At 43.4% G+C, this 16,625-nt stretch carries 16 protein-coding genes; 13 read left to right on the top strand and 3 right to left on the bottom strand.

Annotation, left to right across the window (positions count from 1 at the left end; translation table 11 throughout):
- Positions 1 to 260: 260 nt before the first annotated feature.
- The gene (locus tag GZN30_RS06725; protein WP_075649121.1) at positions 261 to 803 is read left to right on the top strand and encodes a YcbK family protein; all 543 of its coding nucleotides are present in this window, start codon (positions 261 to 263) and stop codon (positions 801 to 803) included.
- A 147-nt stretch (positions 804 to 950) separates the two neighbouring features.
- The gene (locus tag GZN30_RS06720; protein WP_075649120.1) at positions 951 to 1,607 is read left to right on the top strand and encodes an MBL fold metallo-hydrolase; all 657 of its coding nucleotides are present in this window, start codon (positions 951 to 953) and stop codon (positions 1,605 to 1,607) included.
- 6 nt (positions 1,608 to 1,613) lie between these two features.
- Here GZN30_RS06720 and GZN30_RS06715 read toward each other — a convergent pair whose 3' ends face one another.
- Positions 1,614 to 2,327, bottom strand: coding sequence for a DUF2982 domain-containing protein (locus tag GZN30_RS06715; RefSeq protein ID WP_075649119.1), 714 nt, complete (start codon positions 2,325 to 2,327; stop codon positions 1,614 to 1,616).
- A 222-nt stretch (positions 2,328 to 2,549) separates the two neighbouring features.
- Here GZN30_RS06715 and GZN30_RS06710 point away from each other — a divergent pair, with 222 nt between their 5' ends.
- The 10 genes from GZN30_RS06710 to GZN30_RS06665 all read left to right on the top strand — a co-directional run bounded on the left by GZN30_RS06710 (position 2,550) and on the right by GZN30_RS06665 (position 13,053).
- The gene (locus tag GZN30_RS06710; RefSeq protein ID WP_075649118.1) at positions 2,550 to 2,921 is read left to right on the top strand and encodes a MarR family transcriptional regulator; all 372 of its coding nucleotides are present in this window, start codon (positions 2,550 to 2,552) and stop codon (positions 2,919 to 2,921) included.
- Between the two features lie 375 nt (positions 2,922 to 3,296).
- Positions 3,297 to 4,424 (top strand): TRAP transporter substrate-binding protein, encoded by a 1,128-nt coding sequence (locus tag GZN30_RS06705; RefSeq protein ID WP_075649117.1) that lies wholly within the window; start codon positions 3,297 to 3,299, stop codon positions 4,422 to 4,424.
- Between the two features lie 133 nt (positions 4,425 to 4,557).
- Complete coding sequence (locus GZN30_RS06700; protein ID WP_075649116.1) at positions 4,558 to 5,091, top strand: TRAP transporter small permease subunit; 534 nt, start codon at positions 4,558 to 4,560, stop codon at positions 5,089 to 5,091.
- Positions 5,092 to 5,101: 10 nt separating this feature from the next.
- Complete coding sequence (locus GZN30_RS06695) at positions 5,102 to 6,385, top strand: TRAP transporter large permease (protein WP_075649115.1); 1,284 nt, start codon at positions 5,102 to 5,104, stop codon at positions 6,383 to 6,385.
- 92 nt (positions 6,386 to 6,477) lie between these two features.
- Positions 6,478 to 7,839, top strand: coding sequence for a cache domain-containing protein (locus GZN30_RS06690; RefSeq protein ID WP_075649114.1), 1,362 nt, complete (start codon positions 6,478 to 6,480; stop codon positions 7,837 to 7,839).
- The gene (locus GZN30_RS06685) at positions 7,832 to 8,467 is read left to right on the top strand and encodes a response regulator (protein ID WP_075649113.1); all 636 of its coding nucleotides are present in this window, start codon (positions 7,832 to 7,834) and stop codon (positions 8,465 to 8,467) included. The genes GZN30_RS06690 and GZN30_RS06685 overlap by 8 nt, the downstream gene beginning before the upstream one ends.
- A 415-nt stretch (positions 8,468 to 8,882) precedes the next feature.
- Positions 8,883 to 9,233 (top strand): DOPA 4,5-dioxygenase family protein, encoded by a 351-nt coding sequence (locus GZN30_RS06680; protein WP_075649112.1) that lies wholly within the window; start codon positions 8,883 to 8,885, stop codon positions 9,231 to 9,233.
- Between the two features lie 266 nt (positions 9,234 to 9,499).
- Positions 9,500 to 9,976 (top strand): Dps family protein, encoded by a 477-nt coding sequence (locus GZN30_RS06675; RefSeq protein ID WP_075649111.1) that lies wholly within the window; start codon positions 9,500 to 9,502, stop codon positions 9,974 to 9,976.
- Positions 9,977 to 10,191: 215 nt separating this feature from the next.
- The gene (locus tag GZN30_RS06670; RefSeq protein ID WP_075649110.1) at positions 10,192 to 11,508 is read left to right on the top strand and encodes a DASH family cryptochrome; all 1,317 of its coding nucleotides are present in this window, start codon (positions 10,192 to 10,194) and stop codon (positions 11,506 to 11,508) included.
- 3 nt (positions 11,509 to 11,511) lie between these two features.
- Positions 11,512 to 13,053: a cryptochrome/photolyase family protein gene (locus GZN30_RS06665; protein ID WP_075649123.1), complete on the top strand. Its 1,542-nt coding sequence runs from the start codon at positions 11,512 to 11,514 to the stop codon at positions 13,051 to 13,053.
- Here GZN30_RS06665 and GZN30_RS06660 read toward each other — a convergent pair.
- Positions 13,034 to 14,881 (bottom strand): putative bifunctional diguanylate cyclase/phosphodiesterase, encoded by a 1,848-nt coding sequence (locus GZN30_RS06660; protein WP_075649109.1) that lies wholly within the window; start codon positions 14,879 to 14,881, stop codon positions 13,034 to 13,036. The two genes, GZN30_RS06665 and GZN30_RS06660, sit on opposite strands and share 20 nt — an antisense overlap.
- Before the next feature lie 507 nt (positions 14,882 to 15,388).
- Here GZN30_RS06660 and GZN30_RS06655 point away from each other — a divergent pair.
- Positions 15,389 to 15,613 (top strand): hypothetical protein, encoded by a 225-nt coding sequence (locus GZN30_RS06655; RefSeq protein WP_075649108.1) that lies wholly within the window; start codon positions 15,389 to 15,391, stop codon positions 15,611 to 15,613.
- 111 nt (positions 15,614 to 15,724) lie between these two features.
- Here the strand turns inward: GZN30_RS06655 and rarD are convergent, their stop codons facing one another.
- A complete protein-coding gene (gene rarD / locus GZN30_RS06650) occupies positions 15,725 to 16,615 on the bottom strand; it encodes an EamA family transporter RarD (protein WP_075649107.1) in 891 nt (296 codons plus the stop codon).
- Between the last annotated feature and the right edge of the window lie 10 nt (positions 16,616 to 16,625).

The raw sequence follows: 16,625 nt of genomic DNA, 5'->3' as shown, positions 1-16,625 counted from the left end.
CAGAGACTAATGCGTTTATTTTTTATCCGTAAATGGCACATCACGCAGCCGCGGCGTGGTTTGTGTCACATTGACTAAAAATTTACAAAATCTTGCAATTGATGATTTATAAAATTTTTCTCAATTAGTTCAGTAATTAATCATTAAGTTTGGGTGTTTTGCCCATTTCAGACATATTTTATACGTTTGCACTTCATAACAGAGTTCGGTACTGTCCGTTCCAGCACAAAATCCACAAGTTGTTATGAAGGTATAAAACAGTGCAGGTTACACGTAGAAATTTTATTAAGTTGGCAGGAAGTGGTCTAGTGGTAGCGAGTTGCGCACCGAGTATTGCACTTGCGTCATACCCAGATCTTTCACGTTCTTTGGCACTGAACAATGTGCATACAGGGGAAAACTTAGAAACATGTTACTTTGATGGTAAGAGCTATGTTTCTAAAGAAATGGTCCGTATCGATAAGATTTGCCGCGATTTCAGACGCAATGAAATCCATAAAATGGATAAGAAGCTGTTCGATCAGATTTCACTTATCCAATCTGAGTTAGGCGTGGAAGCTGAAGTTCAGATCATCTCGGGCTATCGTTCACCAGCAACCAACAAAGCGCTGCGCGCACATTCAAGTGGTGTGGCGAAGAAAAGTTACCATATGACGGGGCAAGCGATTGATTTCCGCCTTGATGGCGTTAATCTGCGCCGTGTGCGAGATGTTGCTCGTGAAATCAAAGCGGGTGGTGTTGGTTATTATCCGAATAGTAATTTCGTTCACATTGATACCGGACCTGTGCGTTACTGGTCATAAGCGTTCGTGATTTATTGAGAAGGAACAGCAAATTAGGCTGTTCCTTTTTTTCATCTATCGGTGAGCAGATGAGGGTAGTGAACTTGCTTGAGCTTACTCAATGATCGTGTCATAGTTCTGCCAGATTCGTAATTTTAAGGTAATTTTATGTCTTTGAAGTATCAGGTTGTCCCTGTCACCTCATTCTCTCAGAACTGTTCAATTGTATGGTGCGATGAAACCATGAAAGGCATCGTGATCGATCCTGGTGGTGACGAGAAGCAACTGGCAGTATTGATCAAAGAGCTTGGTGTTGAAGTAGAGAACTTGGTTCTTACTCATGGCCACTTGGACCATGTTGGTGGGACAGAACCTCTAGCTGACTTATTAGGTGGTAAGCCAATTATTGGCCCACATAAAGAAGATAATTTCTGGCTACAAGGCTTAGAAGGTCAGAGTCAAATGTTTGGGTTCCCGTTAACTCAAGCGTTTGAACCGGATCAATGGTTAAATGATGGCGATAAGATTACGTTTGGTAATCAAACAATGCAGGTACTGCATACACCTGGCCATACTCCTGGTCACGTTGTACTGTTTAGCGAAGAAGCGCAGTTGGCGTTTGTCGGTGATGTATTGTTTAACGGTAGTATCGGTCGTACAGATTTCCCGAAAGGTGACTTTAATACTTTGATCACGTCGATTAAGACTAAGCTATGGCCACTAGGTAATGATGTTCGTTTTGTTCCAGGGCATGGTCCTGAGTCGACATTTGGTCGTGAGCGTGCTTCTAACCCGTTTGTTGCTGATGAAATGCCGTTGTACTGATAGCGGTTACTGAAAATCTTGCCAAAGGTCGCTATTGCGACCTTTTTTATTTCTGTTAAGTGGTTTTGCCGCGGCAAGGTAGCGCCTCATCAAACCAACAAATTCCTCTCCTGAACGGTCCAAGTCGTTAGTTGAGATAAACACATCGTAATCATAAAACTCTCGTTGATAGCGCATACGATTGGCGAGCATCGCTTTTAGACCATCATACTGCGTTCCGTTGGCAGTTATGAAGGGACGTGAGTCCAAAACAACATCTTCAAACTGATTTTGCTGACTACTTTGCTTTAGACCGAGATAGAGTAGGGCGCGCTGACCAAGCATTAACTCGGTAGAAATGCGGGGGCAGATGCTGTCAAGATAGGGTTCGTAATCTTTCAGTTTGATGCCTATCCAAGGGAGTGGTTGATACCAACCATCGTGGTGATGTTGGCAAAGACCTATCTTGCTGATGTTTGACCAACTGACTACCCAACCGCCTTTTGCAAAATGCTGCTGAAAATGCGTAGAGGTGAGGGTGTAACCAACGGTTGATTGTTTTATCAATAGCTTGAGAGCATAGTAAGCAGCAATTAGCATTAAAATGCCGACGATCAATTGTTGCCAGCTTTGCGCAAACCAAACGATGGCAAACAGTATCAATGCGACTGGCGTGACGACCCACAATTGTTTAAGTGAGATGTTTCTCAGTGGGTGGTTGTATAAGTGCAATGTTTTCATCCACTTCCTTTGGTTAAAACGGTATCAATACCTCTTAATTCGCGCGTTAGGCAAAAATGGATCAGTTTAAATATCGACTAATTTATAGACTTCTACCAATCTGCCACACGTTTTTGTCGTAGAAAATCGTCGATTTCCTGTCATTAGGCGCATTTTTTTGGTATAAAACGCGCTTCAAATTTTCACCACTGCTCGGTATGCAGTGAAATGGAGAAACACTCGATGAGACTTGCTCATAAACGCAAAGTGCAGCTGAAACTGCAAAAGCACATTAAAGCGGTAGTTGCTAACGTTCAAGCAACTAAAAAAGCTAAGCCTGTAGTTGAGAAGAAAGTCGCTGTAGCACCAGCAGCGGAGAAAGTCGTTGCTGTTAAGCAATCTGACGTTGCTCTAACTCCTAAGCAGCAACAAGTGCTAGATATTGTTGTTAGCAATACTGATGGCATCAACCCTAAAGGTATCGGCCTAGCTGCTGGTCAAGAAGAAGCGAAAGCGGCTTCTTGGGCAACTGGCGCACTTAAAAAACTTCTAGAAGAAAATCTAGTTGTTAAGGAACAATTAGCAGGCAACAAAGTTATCTACAAAGCTCTTTAATAGAACTGCTATCTGTGACTGAAGAAGACCCCACATTGTTGGGGTCTTTTTTTGTATCTGGCTAATTGCTGTACAAAATAGAAACGTCTGCATCACATAATTTAAAATAACCGTAATATGCTGATGTGACTTGTACGTACGTATTATTCTTTCTTCTGTTTGAGTTGGTAATTAGAAAATTACTTCTATATAACAATGCCTTGTGATGGCGCTATCGTTTTTCCTACGTATAAATACGCACCAGTTGGCTTTATTTAGCTATCTTTCTGTTAAATTTTTCAGTGTTCTCGCCGATTTTTTATTGTTCTTTGATCAGTCATGCTAATTCTGAATAGGAAGTGTCGTAATGGCGCTCATGAAACAAAGGACCTGATAATGAGAGCATTAAATTCATTTTTAGATGGAAAACTGAAAGTAGGTATTGCAACACTGGCGGCATCTATTGCGCTAGTCGGCTGTGGTGAAGAGTCCAAGCAAGAGACTGCACAGCAGGAAGTAAAACCTGAGAAAGTTTATAAGCTAAAACTTGCAGAAACATGGGGACCAAACTTCCCAATCTTTGGCGATGCGACAAAAAACATGGCTAAAATGGCGGAAGAGATGTCTGATGGTCGCTTGGTGATCACAATTGACTCTGCCAACAAACACAAAGCTCCGCTTGGCGTATTTGATATGGTGAAGTCAGGTCAGTACGACCTAGGTCACTCTGCTTCTTACTACTGGAAGGGTAAAGTACCGAACACACTATACTTTACTTCAATGCCATTCGGTATGCTACCGACTGAACAATACGCATGGTTCTATCACGGTGGTGGTATGGAGCTAATGGAAGAAGTTTATGCGCCACATAATCTACTCTCTTTCCCTGGTGGTAACACTGATACTCAAATGGGTGGCTGGTTCCAAAAAGAGATCAACTCTGTGGATGACCTACAAGGTCTGAAAATGCGTATCCCTGGTTTTGCGGGTGAAATCCTTGCCGAGCTAGGTGCGAAACCAACCAATATTGCACCAGGTGAACTATATACATCACTTGAGCGTCGTACTATTGATGCTCTAGAGTGGGTAGGTCCATCACTTGATTTGCGTATGGGTTTCCACAAAATTGCGCCTTACTACTACACGGGTTGGCATGAGCCAGGTACAGAGCTTCAATTCCTAGTGAATAAGCGCACTTGGGAAAGCCTACCTGCTGATCTACAAGCGATCCTAGAAGTTGCAATGAAGACAGCGGCTTACGACATGTACACTCAATCTAAGCACGAGAGTGGTAAGAACTGGGCGTCAATTAAGTCAGAGTACCCGAACGTAGAAGTAAAAGATTTCCCAGCTGAAGTTATCACAGCTCTAGAAGAAGCCAATGAGCGTCTTCTTGCTGACCATGCTGCAAAGGATGAGTTAGCGAAGAAGATTCAAGAGTCTCAAGCTGCATACATCGGTCAGGTTCGCCCTTGGTCTGATATTTCACACCGTGCGTACCTAAACAGCCAAGCAGCAGAATAAGTAGCTGTTCACTACTAAAAAATGATGTGACTTAGTCACACGAAGCCCAAGAAAACCCTTTAATTATTATTAAAATAATAGCTCCACCAGCTTCGGCTGAGTGGAGCACTTTTTAAATTCCATGGAGTTAGGGATGAGAAGTCTTATTTATATAGAGCGGTTGTTCAATCGTTTCGGGGATATATTAGGTTGGTTGTCCAGCATTCTATTTATCCTGTTACTGTGTAACGTTGTCTATGATGTCGTGATGCGTTATGCCTTTAATGATGTGTCTATCGCCTTCCAAGAGATGGAATGGCACCTATTTTCCGCCGTATTTTTGATTGGCGTTCCTTATGCGATTAAAGCAGGCGGTCACGTACGCGTGGATCTGTTTTACGAGCGCCTATCTAACCGAGCACAAGCAATTATCGATTTGATCGGTACCATCGTTTTCCTTTTCCCATTCTGTCTTTTGGTGGCTTGGTATGGCATTGACTTTGCCAAAGAGAGTTATGCCTTAAATGAGATGTCTGGTGACCCAGGCGGTTTGCCTTACCGTTGGATTATTAAAGGTCTGATTCCTTTATCTTTCCTATTTATGGCAATTAGCGGTATTGGTTTGATGTTGCATTCGCTTAACCGCATCTTTAATCCACACCTAATGCACCAAGCCGCAGATAAGTAGGAGGCAGCACATGGTCGGTATTGTAATGTTTTTTGTTGCCCTATTTGCGTTGTTGCTAGGGTTTCCTGTCGCGTTTACCTTTGGTGGTATCGCGTTAATTTTTGGTGTTTGGGCAGAAGGCTTCGATATGTTTGCTTTCATGCCATATCGAATTCAGTCGATAATGGAAAACACCGTGTTGATGGCGGTTCCGCTCTTTGTATTTATGGGCTTGGTTCTACAGAAAACTCGCCTAGCGGAACAGTTGCTTGAATCAATGGGTAAGTTATTTGGTGGTGTGCGTGGTGGTATCGCCATTTCTACCGTGTTGGTAGGGGCGCTGTTAGCTGCCTCTACGGGCGTTGTTGGCGCATCAGTGGTCGCCATGGGGCTTATCTCATTGCCAGTTATGCTCAAGTACAATTATGACAAAGGTTTGGCGTGTGGCACCATCTGTGCTTCTGGCACGTTAGGTCAAATTATTCCACCTTCGATAGTTCTTATCCTACTGGGTGATGTACTGGGTGTACCTGTTGGTGATCTGTTCCAAGCGGCAATTTGGCCAGGTTTGGTGTTGGTTGGTGCTTATATTGTTTACATTCTTATCTACGCCAAGATGAACCCTGAGGCAGCTCAACCGATTGAGCGCGATGAGAATGTGAGTCGTCAACAAGAAGTGATTGCCGCGCTAAAAGCCGTGATCCCGCCGCTGGCGCTGATTGTTGTCGTGTTAGGCTCTATTTTTGCTGGTGTTGCAACACCGACAGAGTCAGCCGCGTTGGGTGGTGCCGGTGCTATCGTGTTGGCTCTACTTTATCGTCAATTTAGCTGGGGCATGGTATATGATGCCGCTAAAGAAACAGTGAAAGTGACAGCAATGGTATTTGCTATCTTGTTGGGTGCAACTGCATTCTCAATGGCGTTTACCTATACCGGTGGTGATCATTTGGTTGAGCAGTGGATGCTGCAAATTCCGGGTGAGAAGTGGGGCTTCTTGATCATTACAATGCTCGTCATTTTAATCCTTGGCTTCTTTATTGATTTCGTCGAGATTTGTTTCATCATCGTACCAATCTTGGCTCCGGTTGCTGAGCTAATGGGTATTAACATGACTTGGTTTGCGATTCTTGTTGCAATGAACTTACAGACCTCCTTCCTGACCCCTCCATTTGGCTTTAGCTTGTTCTATTTGAAAGGTGTGGCACCTTCAGGAGTGACGACGCGTGATATCTATCGTGGAGTGATGCCGTTTATCGCAATACAGATAGCGGTATTAGCCAGTATTTTGGTCTTCCCTGGACTCTACGGAATGTGATCATGTAATTTTTGTTACGTTGATGTAAATGATACATTTGAACGGCTTACTTTAGTAAGCCGTTCTTTTTTATGTTGTATAGGGGAAAGGGAATGCCTCTAAAGGTTAAGCTTATTCTACTGAGTTTGTTACCGTTATTGTTGGTAACGGTCAGTACTAGTTGGATATCCGTCTATCAGGCGCAAACACTTCGTGATAAAGAAGTTGAGATCTTTCGTTCAAGTCTGATCAAATCAAAAGAGACCGCACTGCGTGATAGTGTTGATTTGGCTCTCGATTCAATTAAGCACGTCTATAACGATCCTGACTTACCAGAGAACGTTGCCAAACAGCAGGTAAAAGCGATTATTGAGAAGCTGCGTTATGGGACAGATGGTTATTTTTTCGTTTATGATCAAGATGGCACCAACCTAGTTCATCCCATTCTGCCTGAGTTGCAAGGGCGGAATTTAATTGATATTCAAGATAAAAACGGCGATTTCTTGATTGTAGCGTTGTTGAATCAAGCCCAAAGAGGTGGCGGTTTTCATCAGTACCTATGGCAGAAGCCTTCGACTGGCGAAACCGTAACCAAGTTGAGCTACGCCGCTTGGCTCGACAAATGGAACTGGATGGTTGGCACTGGGCTCTATATTGAAGATATCAGTGAAGAGGTGGCGAACCTAAAAAGTGAAGTAGACCAAAATATCGAAACCACGTTCTTCTCGATGATCGTGATTGTGGTGGTAACGGTCGGAGTGATAGTGGTGGTAACACTGGCAATTAATCTTCATGAACACCGAATTGCAGACCGTAGCCTGAAAGAGCTAGCACATAAGACAGTCATGTTTCAGGAAGATGAGAAGAAACATCTGGCTAGAGAGTTGCATGATGGGATTAATCAGTTGCTGGTTTCGAGCAAGTGCCATTTAGAGTTACTCGGTAACAAGCTGGTGGATGAAACTCAAAAGCAGCATCTGGCACATTCGCAACAATCGCTGATGATGGCGATTAATGAAGTGAGGCATATCTCGCACAAATTACGCCCGAGCGCATTGGATGATATTGGTTTAGAGGCGGCATTGAACACACTACTACAAGATTTTCGTGCTCATTCTGGACTGAATATCGATACCGTATTTGATACCAATAGAGGTAAGCTAAAATCTGAAGTAGCGACGACGTTATATCGAGTTGCTCAAGAATCATTGACCAATATTGAAAAACATTCTCAAGCGACAGAGGTGAATGTCATTCTTCAGCAACTTGGTAGTCGTCTCCAGTTGATTATTCGTGATAATGGCGTAGGGTTTGACGTTGGCTCAACTCTGCGTAAGAGTGGTACCGGAATAGGGCTACGAAACATGCGTGAGCGAGTGGAGTTCATTGGCGGAGATTTTGAGCTAGAGAGTGAGCCGGGTTTCGGTACGGAGATTACCGTATTACTTGAATTGGAAGAGTTAGTTTATGGATAAACCGATCAAAGTGGTTATTGTTGACGATCACCAAGTGGTACTTGATGGTTTTATTGCGAGACTCAGCCTAGAGACGGATTTTAAGGTGATAGGCACAGCAAGTAATGGTCTTGAAGCAATTGATGTTGTTAAGTCTCTCAATCCTGATGTGGTATTGATGGACGTGAGCATGCCATTGATGAATGGCATTGATGCGACGCGTTTGATCAAAGAAGAGTGCCCGCAGGTGAAAGTTCTAATGCTGACTATGCACGATAATCGTGAATACATTATGAAGGTCATGCAGTCCGGAGCCGTCGGTTATATGCTCAAGGAAATCTCGGCGGAGAAAATGGTTCAAGCAATCAAAACGGTCTATCAAGGGTCGACCTATTTTTGTGAATCTGTCACTCAAACGTTATTTTCCCAAGGTGATGTTGCCGTAGCGGATAAGCCGAATCCGTTAAGTCGTCGTGAAGAATCGGTATTAAAATTAGTTGCGCAGGGATACAGCAGTAAGAAGATCGCCTCAGAACTTGAAATTAGCTATCGCACCGTGGAGACACATCGGCAGAACATCAAGCACAAGCTGGAATTGAGCAGTACCGCAGAGCTTGCCAAATATGCGGTCGAGCGGGGCATGATTTAGCTGGTCTGTGGTTTGATTTAAACGGTGGTCATCCAGTGTTCTATTGATGAAAAAGGCCCCAAGCGAGGCAAGGGGCAAATCCTATTTCAGGAGGACTAGGTAAGTTGAATTAGCACAATTTGCCTAATTCAATAAGGTGTTTAACTGCGGTTCGCCATACGTTTATATTGGTGACGACGACCTCGTAAAGTGAACCCCAAACGAACAATGTTTTCTGGTGCGACGCTTCTGACTAACGTAATGGCTTCAAGAATGGTCTCTTGAGAGACGCAATTTCCCGGTAACGAGTAAACGCGAACAGAGAAGCGGATCGTAGAGTTAGCTCACACAAATGTAAGGAATGTAAGCACAACTGATCCGCTCTTTCTTTGCTGTTAAAATTTCGAACAAATTAAGATTAAAAGAAAGTTCAGTTATGTCATTCCCAGTAAATCGCCATCAAGATTACCATGCGCATTTTTATTTCGATCAACACAGCAGCGACTATGCCGCCGAAATCCGCGAGCAAATTTCTCAGCAACTCGGACTATTTGTCGGGCGATTTAATCAAAGGCTGGTGGGACCACACACCAAATGGAGCTTTGAAATAGACTTTAACCATCAGCAGTTTGACACCCTAATCGAGTGGCTAGAAGCGCATCGCAATGGTCATTCAGTGTTAGTTCATGCAGTAACTGGTGATGACTACCTCGATCACACTGACTACGTCTACTGGCTTGGTGAAGCAGTAGAGCTAGATATTACAGGCTTTGAGAAATCTAACTAATTTCATCAAGCGTAATCGGAATGGATAATGATTCCTCTACGCTATTATATCGCGCAATAGCGGCAATCAGAATCAAAGCAGAAGACTGTAAGCCGGCATTATATATACCCAGCACTTTATCGTGTCTGGGTATAATCGTTTTTACCAATCACTAGTATAGTTTTAAGCATTTTTACCCCTAAGATTAAAAGGGATATTCTAGCTCCATAGAAACAGAACAGAACGGCAGAACACTATCACTGCCAAGTCGAGTTAGGAGAATCAGAATGTCTAATCAATCTACTTTAATTGGTCTAAACAGTGAAAAAACAGCTCAATTGTCTGAGCAACTTAACCAACTGCTAGCGCACTACCAAGTGCTTTACATGAATACTCGTGGCTACCATTGGAATATCAAAGGTCAGCAATTCTTTGAACTGCATGTAAAATTCGAAGAGATCTACACTGACTTACAAACCAAAATTGATGAGCTTGCAGAGCGTATTTTGACTTTAGGTCATACGCCAGACCACAGCTTTACTCGTTACCTAGAAATTAGCGAGCTGAAAGAGCATGTAAACGTTAGCCAAGGTCAAGAATGTGTACAAGGTCTCGTCAATGGCTTTAGCCTATTAATTCTGAAACAGCGTGCAATCTTAGAGCAAGCAGGCGAAGCTGAAGACGAAGGTACTGCGGCTCTGATGGGTGATTACATCCGTGAACAAGAAAAATTGATGTGGATGCTAAACGCCTACCTTCAATAATATAATTTTACTAAGTGAAAGGGAGCTTCGGCTCCCTTTTTGCTGTATTGCGTGCAAGCAGCTCGCTCGATTTACGGATGAGCTTGAAAGCTCAGATTAGTGACTAAGAGAATGCTAATGATTGAGACATAATGCATTTTCGATAATAGGATTGAACTGTGTAACCGCTTCTTGCGTAACCATTGGGTAGACAAACAACACTCAGTGGGGGCGACATGCGCAAAGAAAAGATTGGAGTGTATTGGTTTACCAACGACTTACGATTGAACGACAATGCTTTGCTAGACAGAGCGGCTCGAGAAGTCGATAAACTCATTTGCTTGTTCTGCCTCCCTCCTTTCTCTGAATATCTGCAACATTTCACCAGTGAATCAAAATTTGGTGACGCACGGCAACGCTTTCTAATCCAAACATTAAACGGTTTAGATGAAAGTTTAGCGGAGTATGGGCAACACCTTGTTGTCGTTGATGCACATCCCTTTAGTGCGTTGTCGCACTTGTGCTCAGAGGACGCAATCACGCATCTTTATTGCCAAGACTTTGTCTCTAGTGATGAACAGCTGGTTATCGAACATATTCGAGCCTATTTTCCTCGGGTTAAAATCACTCAACTCCAACAAAGCACGCTGTTTCAACAATCCGATTTGCCCTTTGCTCTCGAAGAGCTACCGAGCTCCTTCACTAAATTTCGCAAACAAGTTGAGACTATTGTTCCCAGCCAAGTGAGCTCTGAAATTTTCCAACTACCTCGCCCTGCAAAGCATACCCTTAATGCCACAGTATTACCTGGCTTAGTGATAAGTAGCGAGGACCTGTTTATCGGGGGAGAGTCTTTCGCATTAGCTCACGCTATGTGCTATTTCTCGACATCTTTTGCCAGTAATTACAAGCAAACGCGCAATGAACTTGATGGAAAAGAGTACTCAACTAAATTCTCTCCTTGGCTGGCGAACGGTTCGATTTCGGTAAGGCAAGTGATGGAAATGCTGACTCAATACGAGAAACGAAATGGCAGCAATGAGTCGACCTACTGGATTTACTTTGAGTTACTGTGGCGTGAGTATTTTCATTGGTACGCGCTTAAGTATGGCAAAAAGCTATTTCGTTTTTCCGGGGTAAAAGGTAAAGCGTCACTTGCTACATTCTACCCTCAGCGTTTCAAACAATGGAAAATAGGAGCAACGGCGTTTCCTCTAGTAAATGCCTGCATGAAACAACTTAATCAAACTGGTTACATGTCGAATCGAGGTCGCCAATTGGTGGCGAGTTGCCTTATCCATGAGTTGGGTATTGATTGGCGTTATGGTGCAGCCTATTTTGAGACTCAGTTAATCGATTACGATGTCGCTTCTAATTGGGGGAACTGGCAATACATTGCAGGAGTGGGGGCGAGCAATATGCCAAGACGTTTTGATCAGGCAAAGCAGGCAATGCTGTACGATCCGGAAGGGAAGTTTGTCCGTTGTTGGAAAGGCGACAGTGACCTTGGTACAGACAGCGTTGATATGGTCGATTGGCCAATACGAGCGTAGATGATGAAGATTGCAACGATTAGACTGGTGCTGGGTGACCAGCTTAACCATCAACACTCTTGGTTTAAAGAACTCGATCCGAGCGTTCTCTACGTTATTGCTGAATTGAAGCAAGAGACTGACTACGTAAAACATCATGGTCAAAAGGTGGCGACATTTTTTGCCGCAATGGAAGCTTTTGCTACTGAGTTACGTCAATCAGGTCATCATGTGGATTATTTAGATCTGGATGACACCGCTGAGTTTGACTCACTACCTACGTTGATTGAACACTTGATTAGGTATTATCAAGCTGAGCGATTTGAGTATCAACGCCCGGACGAATACCGTTTGGCGCAACAATTAGCTTACCACCAGTGGTCATGCGAAACATCTTGTGTCGACAGTGAGCATTTTTTATTACCGTTTGAGGAAATAGAGCAGGCATTTCCGGTTGGTAAGCACGTGTTGATGGAACATTTCTATCGTGGGATGCGCAAGCGATATGACATCTTAATGGAAGCGGGGAAGCCACAAGGTGGTAAATGGAACTTTGACGCACGCAATAGAAAACCGCTGAAACAAAAGGACCTTGAGCAACTGCCAGCACCATTGATGTTTAGTAACGATATAAGGCACATCAAGCAACGTATCGAGCGTCATCATGTTACGACTATTGGTGAGTTGAACGAACAACTGCTTTGGCCGGTGACTCGAAGTCAAAGTTTGAATTTACTAGCGTTCTTTTGCCAACGTTGTTTGCCCAATTTTGGTTCATTTCAAGATGCGATGACAGATCAGCATGATAGCGCTTGGAGTCTTTATCACAGCCGCCTTTCATTTGCACTCAACAGTAAACTGATTAGCCCTTTTGAAGTGATTACGACAGCCGTTAATACCTATCAGCAACGCGATGATATCGACATTGCACAAATAGAAGGATTTGTTCGCCAGATCCTTGGTTGGCGCGAGTATGTGCGTGGTGTTTATTGGGCAAATATGCCTCACTACAAAACCATCAATGCGCTCAACGCGAAGCGTAAGTTGCCGAGCTTTTTCTGGACAGGGGACACACGACTTAATTGTGTTCACCAAGCGGTTAAACAATCACTCAAGTATGCTTACGCTCATCATATTCAACGCCTGATGATTACCGGCAACTTTTGTTTGATTACGGAAATTGACCCCGACCAGGTGGATGCGTGGTATTTAGGCATTTATATCGATGCCATCGAGTGGGTGGAGATGCCCAACACCAGAGGAATGGCGCTGTTTGCGGATGGTGGTATCGTTGGCACTAAGCCTTATGCGGCGAGTGGCGCTTATGTCAATCGGATGAGCGACTACTGCAAATCGTGTCATTACAACGTGAAGGGTAAAGTCGAAGAGAGTGCCTGTCCTCTCAATAGTCTATATTGGCGGTTCATGCACACCAACCGAGAGCTCATTGGTAACAATCCGCGAATTGGTATGATATATCGTTCTTGGGATGCGCTAGATGATGACCAGCAACAACAAGTACTGGATCGAGCAGAATATTGGTTGGCTAATCTAGAATCGCTTTAAACTCAGCAGTTTTTTCTTTTGTTGTCGGTATCTCCAAAGTTTGTTGTTCTTTGGGTAGAGAGACATAGCGATGTCCAAATTCGTTTGCTGATAATGGTTTCGAGAACAAGTAGCCTTGATAATCATCACAGCCTTCATGAGACAATAGTTGGCGCTGTTCTTCATGTTCTACGCCTTCGGCGATGACCCATTTACCCATGTTGTGTCCAAGCTGAACAATGGTTCTCACCAGCATATGGTCGTGGTGTGCACTCACGCAATCATCAACAAAAGACTTATCGATTTTGAGTACATCGATAGGCAGTTGCTTTAAATAGTTAAGTGAAGAGTAGGCAATGCCAAAATCATCAACCGCGATAGTGACCCCTTCATCTTGTAATCGCTGACAGATACGAGTGACACGCTCGGTATCTTTCATCAAGGTTGTTTCCGTGATCTCTATTTGCAACAGATGAGGTGGTAATTCGGTTCGTCTTAGTATGTGGCGAATATAAGTCAGCAGATCATCATGGGCAAATTGTATTGTTGATACATTGACGGAGACCTGTATTGAAGAGCCTTCATCATACCAATGTTTGGCTTGCTCACATGCCTCTTTAATCACCCACCGACCGATCATTATGATTTGCTTTGTCTTTTCGGCAACAGAAATAAACTCAAATGGGCTGATTGTGCCTAAGTCGGGATGCTCCCAACGTATGAGCGCTTCTGCTCCTCTTACTTTCTGATCACGTATTGATACTTTAGGTTGATAGTGAAGGACGAACTGATTGAGGCGAATGGCCTGTTCTAGTTCAATTTCGACTTGGTGAGCACGTATGGTTTCATCAAGCAGTGATTCATCGTACCAACGCACTCTATTTTTGCCAGTACTCTTGGCTTTGAGAGTCGCGATATCGACATTCTTGAGCCAAATGTCGCGGTTATTGGTTGCTTTCTTAAGTGAGGAAATACCAATAGAGAAGGTGACTTGGTAAAAGCCACGATCTAACTCAAAATGGAAACGCTCGGGGCGAGAGAGCTCACGTACGAGCCCACTGACCTGTTGTTCGATATCAGCCTTCTCACTGACGACGATAATAAATTCGTCACCTTCTAAGCGAAATAGCTCGGCTTTGTTGATGGTGACTTGTTTGAGTCTGGTTGCGATAAACCTAAGTAGTACATCTGCTTGTTCTGGACCAAAAGAATCGTTGGCATCTTTGAAATTGTCGATGTCGATCTTAAGTAACACAAAGTCTTTATTACCAATACTACAGTCAGCATTTTTAGCGATGTATTGATAAAAAGCGCGTCGGTTTGGCAATTTGGTGAGAAAGTCACTCAAACTGTCATCACGATATTTGTTTAACTGCTTGTCGGACTTGATCTTATAGTAAGTCATGCTGGTGGCGAAGATCGTGATTAAAAGCAGCTTAACTGAGTCGTCTGCCATCTCGAGTAAATCGTCAGTCGGCACCGAAAGAAAGTAGTGTGAGACTAATAATATTGCAATAACCAGTGGCCAGAGCGTTGCTGGAAATAGGATCAAATAGCACAGCGGCAAAAGTAGGAACGATTTCTCAATGGCGTCTATTTCTAGTGGTTCGATCATTCCGCCAACAAGTATGTGTGCAAATGAAAGGCATGCGAACAGTTTTTTACGTTGAGTCGATTTTGTGAATAGCGCGCACAACATGCCAATTGGAAAGAGGACGTAAGAGAGCCCTACCAACTCATGTTCTGTAATGAGGGTATGAGTAATTAATGCGACTGCTGCGATGTAAGCGACCTTGATTAAAATACCAGAGCTTATCGCTTTGTAGAGCATCGTCTCTTTGTTAATCATTCTGCTTCCTTGGCATCTATCATAGCTCCCTGCGATACCCAATGCCTTTTGGTTAGTTCTTATTTTAACTTATGAACTAATTCCATTACTGATAAAAGACACTACCATGTGAAATGAAAGAAACTATCGAGTCGGCGAGGATATTCGATCAAATTCACACTCATCGAGCATAAATGAGATCTATTTCTGCCGATTACTGTAGTGCAAATCAAGCTGTTAATTTGCAGCACATAATATCGAATGAAAAAACCTAGTATCGATCGCTGTTAAAAGTTTGTTCTGCAAAATGCACTTTCAAGCTGTCTGTGTTCGAGTTTTATTCGGCAGCCTCGAAAAGAAACACTGCACTCTATCAGGCTTTTGAGTGTCTCTGAGACAGTTTTTGACTGATCAAAACATAGAGATGTCGGATAGGAATAGTTTTACCTGTTTTAATATACAGTATTTTCTTGACAATATACTTTCAGTGATTATGCTGTATGTATGAACAGTAAATGGAGGTGGAGTATGTTGTGGGACACACTAGAACGCGTAAATCGTGCACGCCAACAAGCGATGGCGAATCAGGAATATCTTAAGTCAGCGAAAGCGCACCAGAAAGCGCTGCAAGAACAATCATCATTCATGACCATCAAGGCTAAGCGTAAAGCCGTTAATAAAACGCCAAAGAAATTGGCAGATATTTACCAACAAGTCGAATTCGGAGTTAACCCGTCAGGGCGCGAGCATTAAGCTCAGAGCGATCGGAGAATGCTTGTTATTCGCTAAACAACAAGCCCTAACGTTTGGACAGTTAGGGCTTTGGTCGTTAAGCATTGAGTAAAACGAAGTCAGTCAGGGCAGTTAAGGTTTAGCTAGTGGACGTCGTTTGCCGAAACTCTCGATGATCGTAAACAGCAAGCCTGCCCAAATAAGACTGAAACTGACCAGCTTCACTTCATCAAATAGCTCGCCAAAGACAAATACTGCCAATAGGAACTGCAAACTAGGTTCAATGTATTGCATTAACGCCACATTCGACATGGTAGTTAAGCGAATAGCCATGGAGTAAAAGATCAACGGGGCTAATGTTACCGGACCTGAACCAATATAAAGCATTAGGGTTTGCCACCCAGACTCTAAAGAGACCGCGCCAACAGTTGTTTGCTTAAAAATTAGATAGGCTAAAGCGAAAGGCGTTAATACCAGCACCTCAACAAATAGACAGGTTGCCCAGTCGTAATTGATTTTCTTTTTGAAGTAGCCATAGAGCGTAAAGAAAACCGCCATACTTAAAGCGATGTAAGGCACTTGACCATATTGCATCACTTGATAGAGCAAGCCTGTGCCTGCCAGTAATAAAGCGATTTTTTTGCCTAAACTAAGGCGCTCACCCAGCAGAAATACGCCTAACGCCGCCATGGTTAGCGGGCTAATGAAAAAGCCTAAACTAGCGTCCATCACGCGATCATTGGTCATAGCCCAAGTAAAAGCGGTCCAAGAGACACACATTAAACAGCTGGCAACAAATGCCATCTTAAATGAGCGTTTGTCGGCTATGATTGTTTTTAGGCGGATGGTTTTCTTTTGTAGAAAAATCACCATCAGAGCGGCGAAAGGCACAGATGCCATAATGCGAAAAGCGAGCAGTTCGTCCATTGCAGCATTCGGCAAGAATTGATAGTAAAGCGGTAGCATGCCCCATAGTGCAAAAGACAAGGCTGCCATGGCATTACCAAAGCGAAGATCATTCATTATTGTTAGA

The organism is Vibrio ponticus (assembly GCF_009938225.1).
In the GTDB taxonomy this organism is placed as follows: Bacteria; Pseudomonadota; Gammaproteobacteria; order Enterobacterales; family Vibrionaceae; genus Vibrio; species Vibrio ponticus.
The sequence above is the reverse complement of the archived record's forward strand: the minus strand, read 5'-3'. Positions and strand labels throughout refer to the sequence as shown.

What these genes read in the sequence shown, in the direction of transcription:
- GZN30_RS06720 (WP_075649120.1), top strand. Translation starts at nt 951, where the DNA reads ATGTCTTTGAAGTATCAGGTTGTCCCTGTCACCTCATTCTCTCAGAAC.
- GZN30_RS06715 (WP_075649119.1), bottom strand. Translation starts at nt 2,327, where the DNA reads ATGAAAACATTGCACTTATACAACCACCCACTGAGAAACATCTCACTT.
- GZN30_RS06710 (WP_075649118.1), top strand. Translation starts at nt 2,550, where the DNA reads ATGAGACTTGCTCATAAACGCAAAGTGCAGCTGAAACTGCAAAAGCAC.
- GZN30_RS06705 (WP_075649117.1), top strand. Translation starts at nt 3,297, where the DNA reads ATGAGAGCATTAAATTCATTTTTAGATGGAAAACTGAAAGTAGGTATT.
- GZN30_RS06700 (WP_075649116.1), top strand. Translation starts at nt 4,558, where the DNA reads ATGAGAAGTCTTATTTATATAGAGCGGTTGTTCAATCGTTTCGGGGAT.
- GZN30_RS06695 (WP_075649115.1), top strand. Translation starts at nt 5,102, where the DNA reads ATGGTCGGTATTGTAATGTTTTTTGTTGCCCTATTTGCGTTGTTGCTA.
- GZN30_RS06690 (WP_075649114.1), top strand. Translation starts at nt 6,478, where the DNA reads ATGCCTCTAAAGGTTAAGCTTATTCTACTGAGTTTGTTACCGTTATTG.
- GZN30_RS06685 (WP_075649113.1), top strand. Translation starts at nt 7,832, where the DNA reads ATGGATAAACCGATCAAAGTGGTTATTGTTGACGATCACCAAGTGGTA.
- GZN30_RS06680 (WP_075649112.1), top strand. Translation starts at nt 8,883, where the DNA reads ATGTCATTCCCAGTAAATCGCCATCAAGATTACCATGCGCATTTTTAT.
- GZN30_RS06675 (WP_075649111.1), top strand. Translation starts at nt 9,500, where the DNA reads ATGTCTAATCAATCTACTTTAATTGGTCTAAACAGTGAAAAAACAGCT.
- GZN30_RS06670 (WP_075649110.1), top strand. Translation starts at nt 10,192, where the DNA reads ATGCGCAAAGAAAAGATTGGAGTGTATTGGTTTACCAACGACTTACGA.
- GZN30_RS06665 (WP_075649123.1), top strand. Translation starts at nt 11,512, where the DNA reads ATGAAGATTGCAACGATTAGACTGGTGCTGGGTGACCAGCTTAACCAT.
- GZN30_RS06660 (WP_075649109.1), bottom strand. Translation starts at nt 14,881, where the DNA reads ATGATTAACAAAGAGACGATGCTCTACAAAGCGATAAGCTCTGGTATT.
- GZN30_RS06655 (WP_075649108.1), top strand. Translation starts at nt 15,389, where the DNA reads ATGTTGTGGGACACACTAGAACGCGTAAATCGTGCACGCCAACAAGCG.
- rarD (WP_075649107.1), bottom strand. Translation starts at nt 16,615, where the DNA reads ATGAATGATCTTCGCTTTGGTAATGCCATGGCAGCCTTGTCTTTTGCA.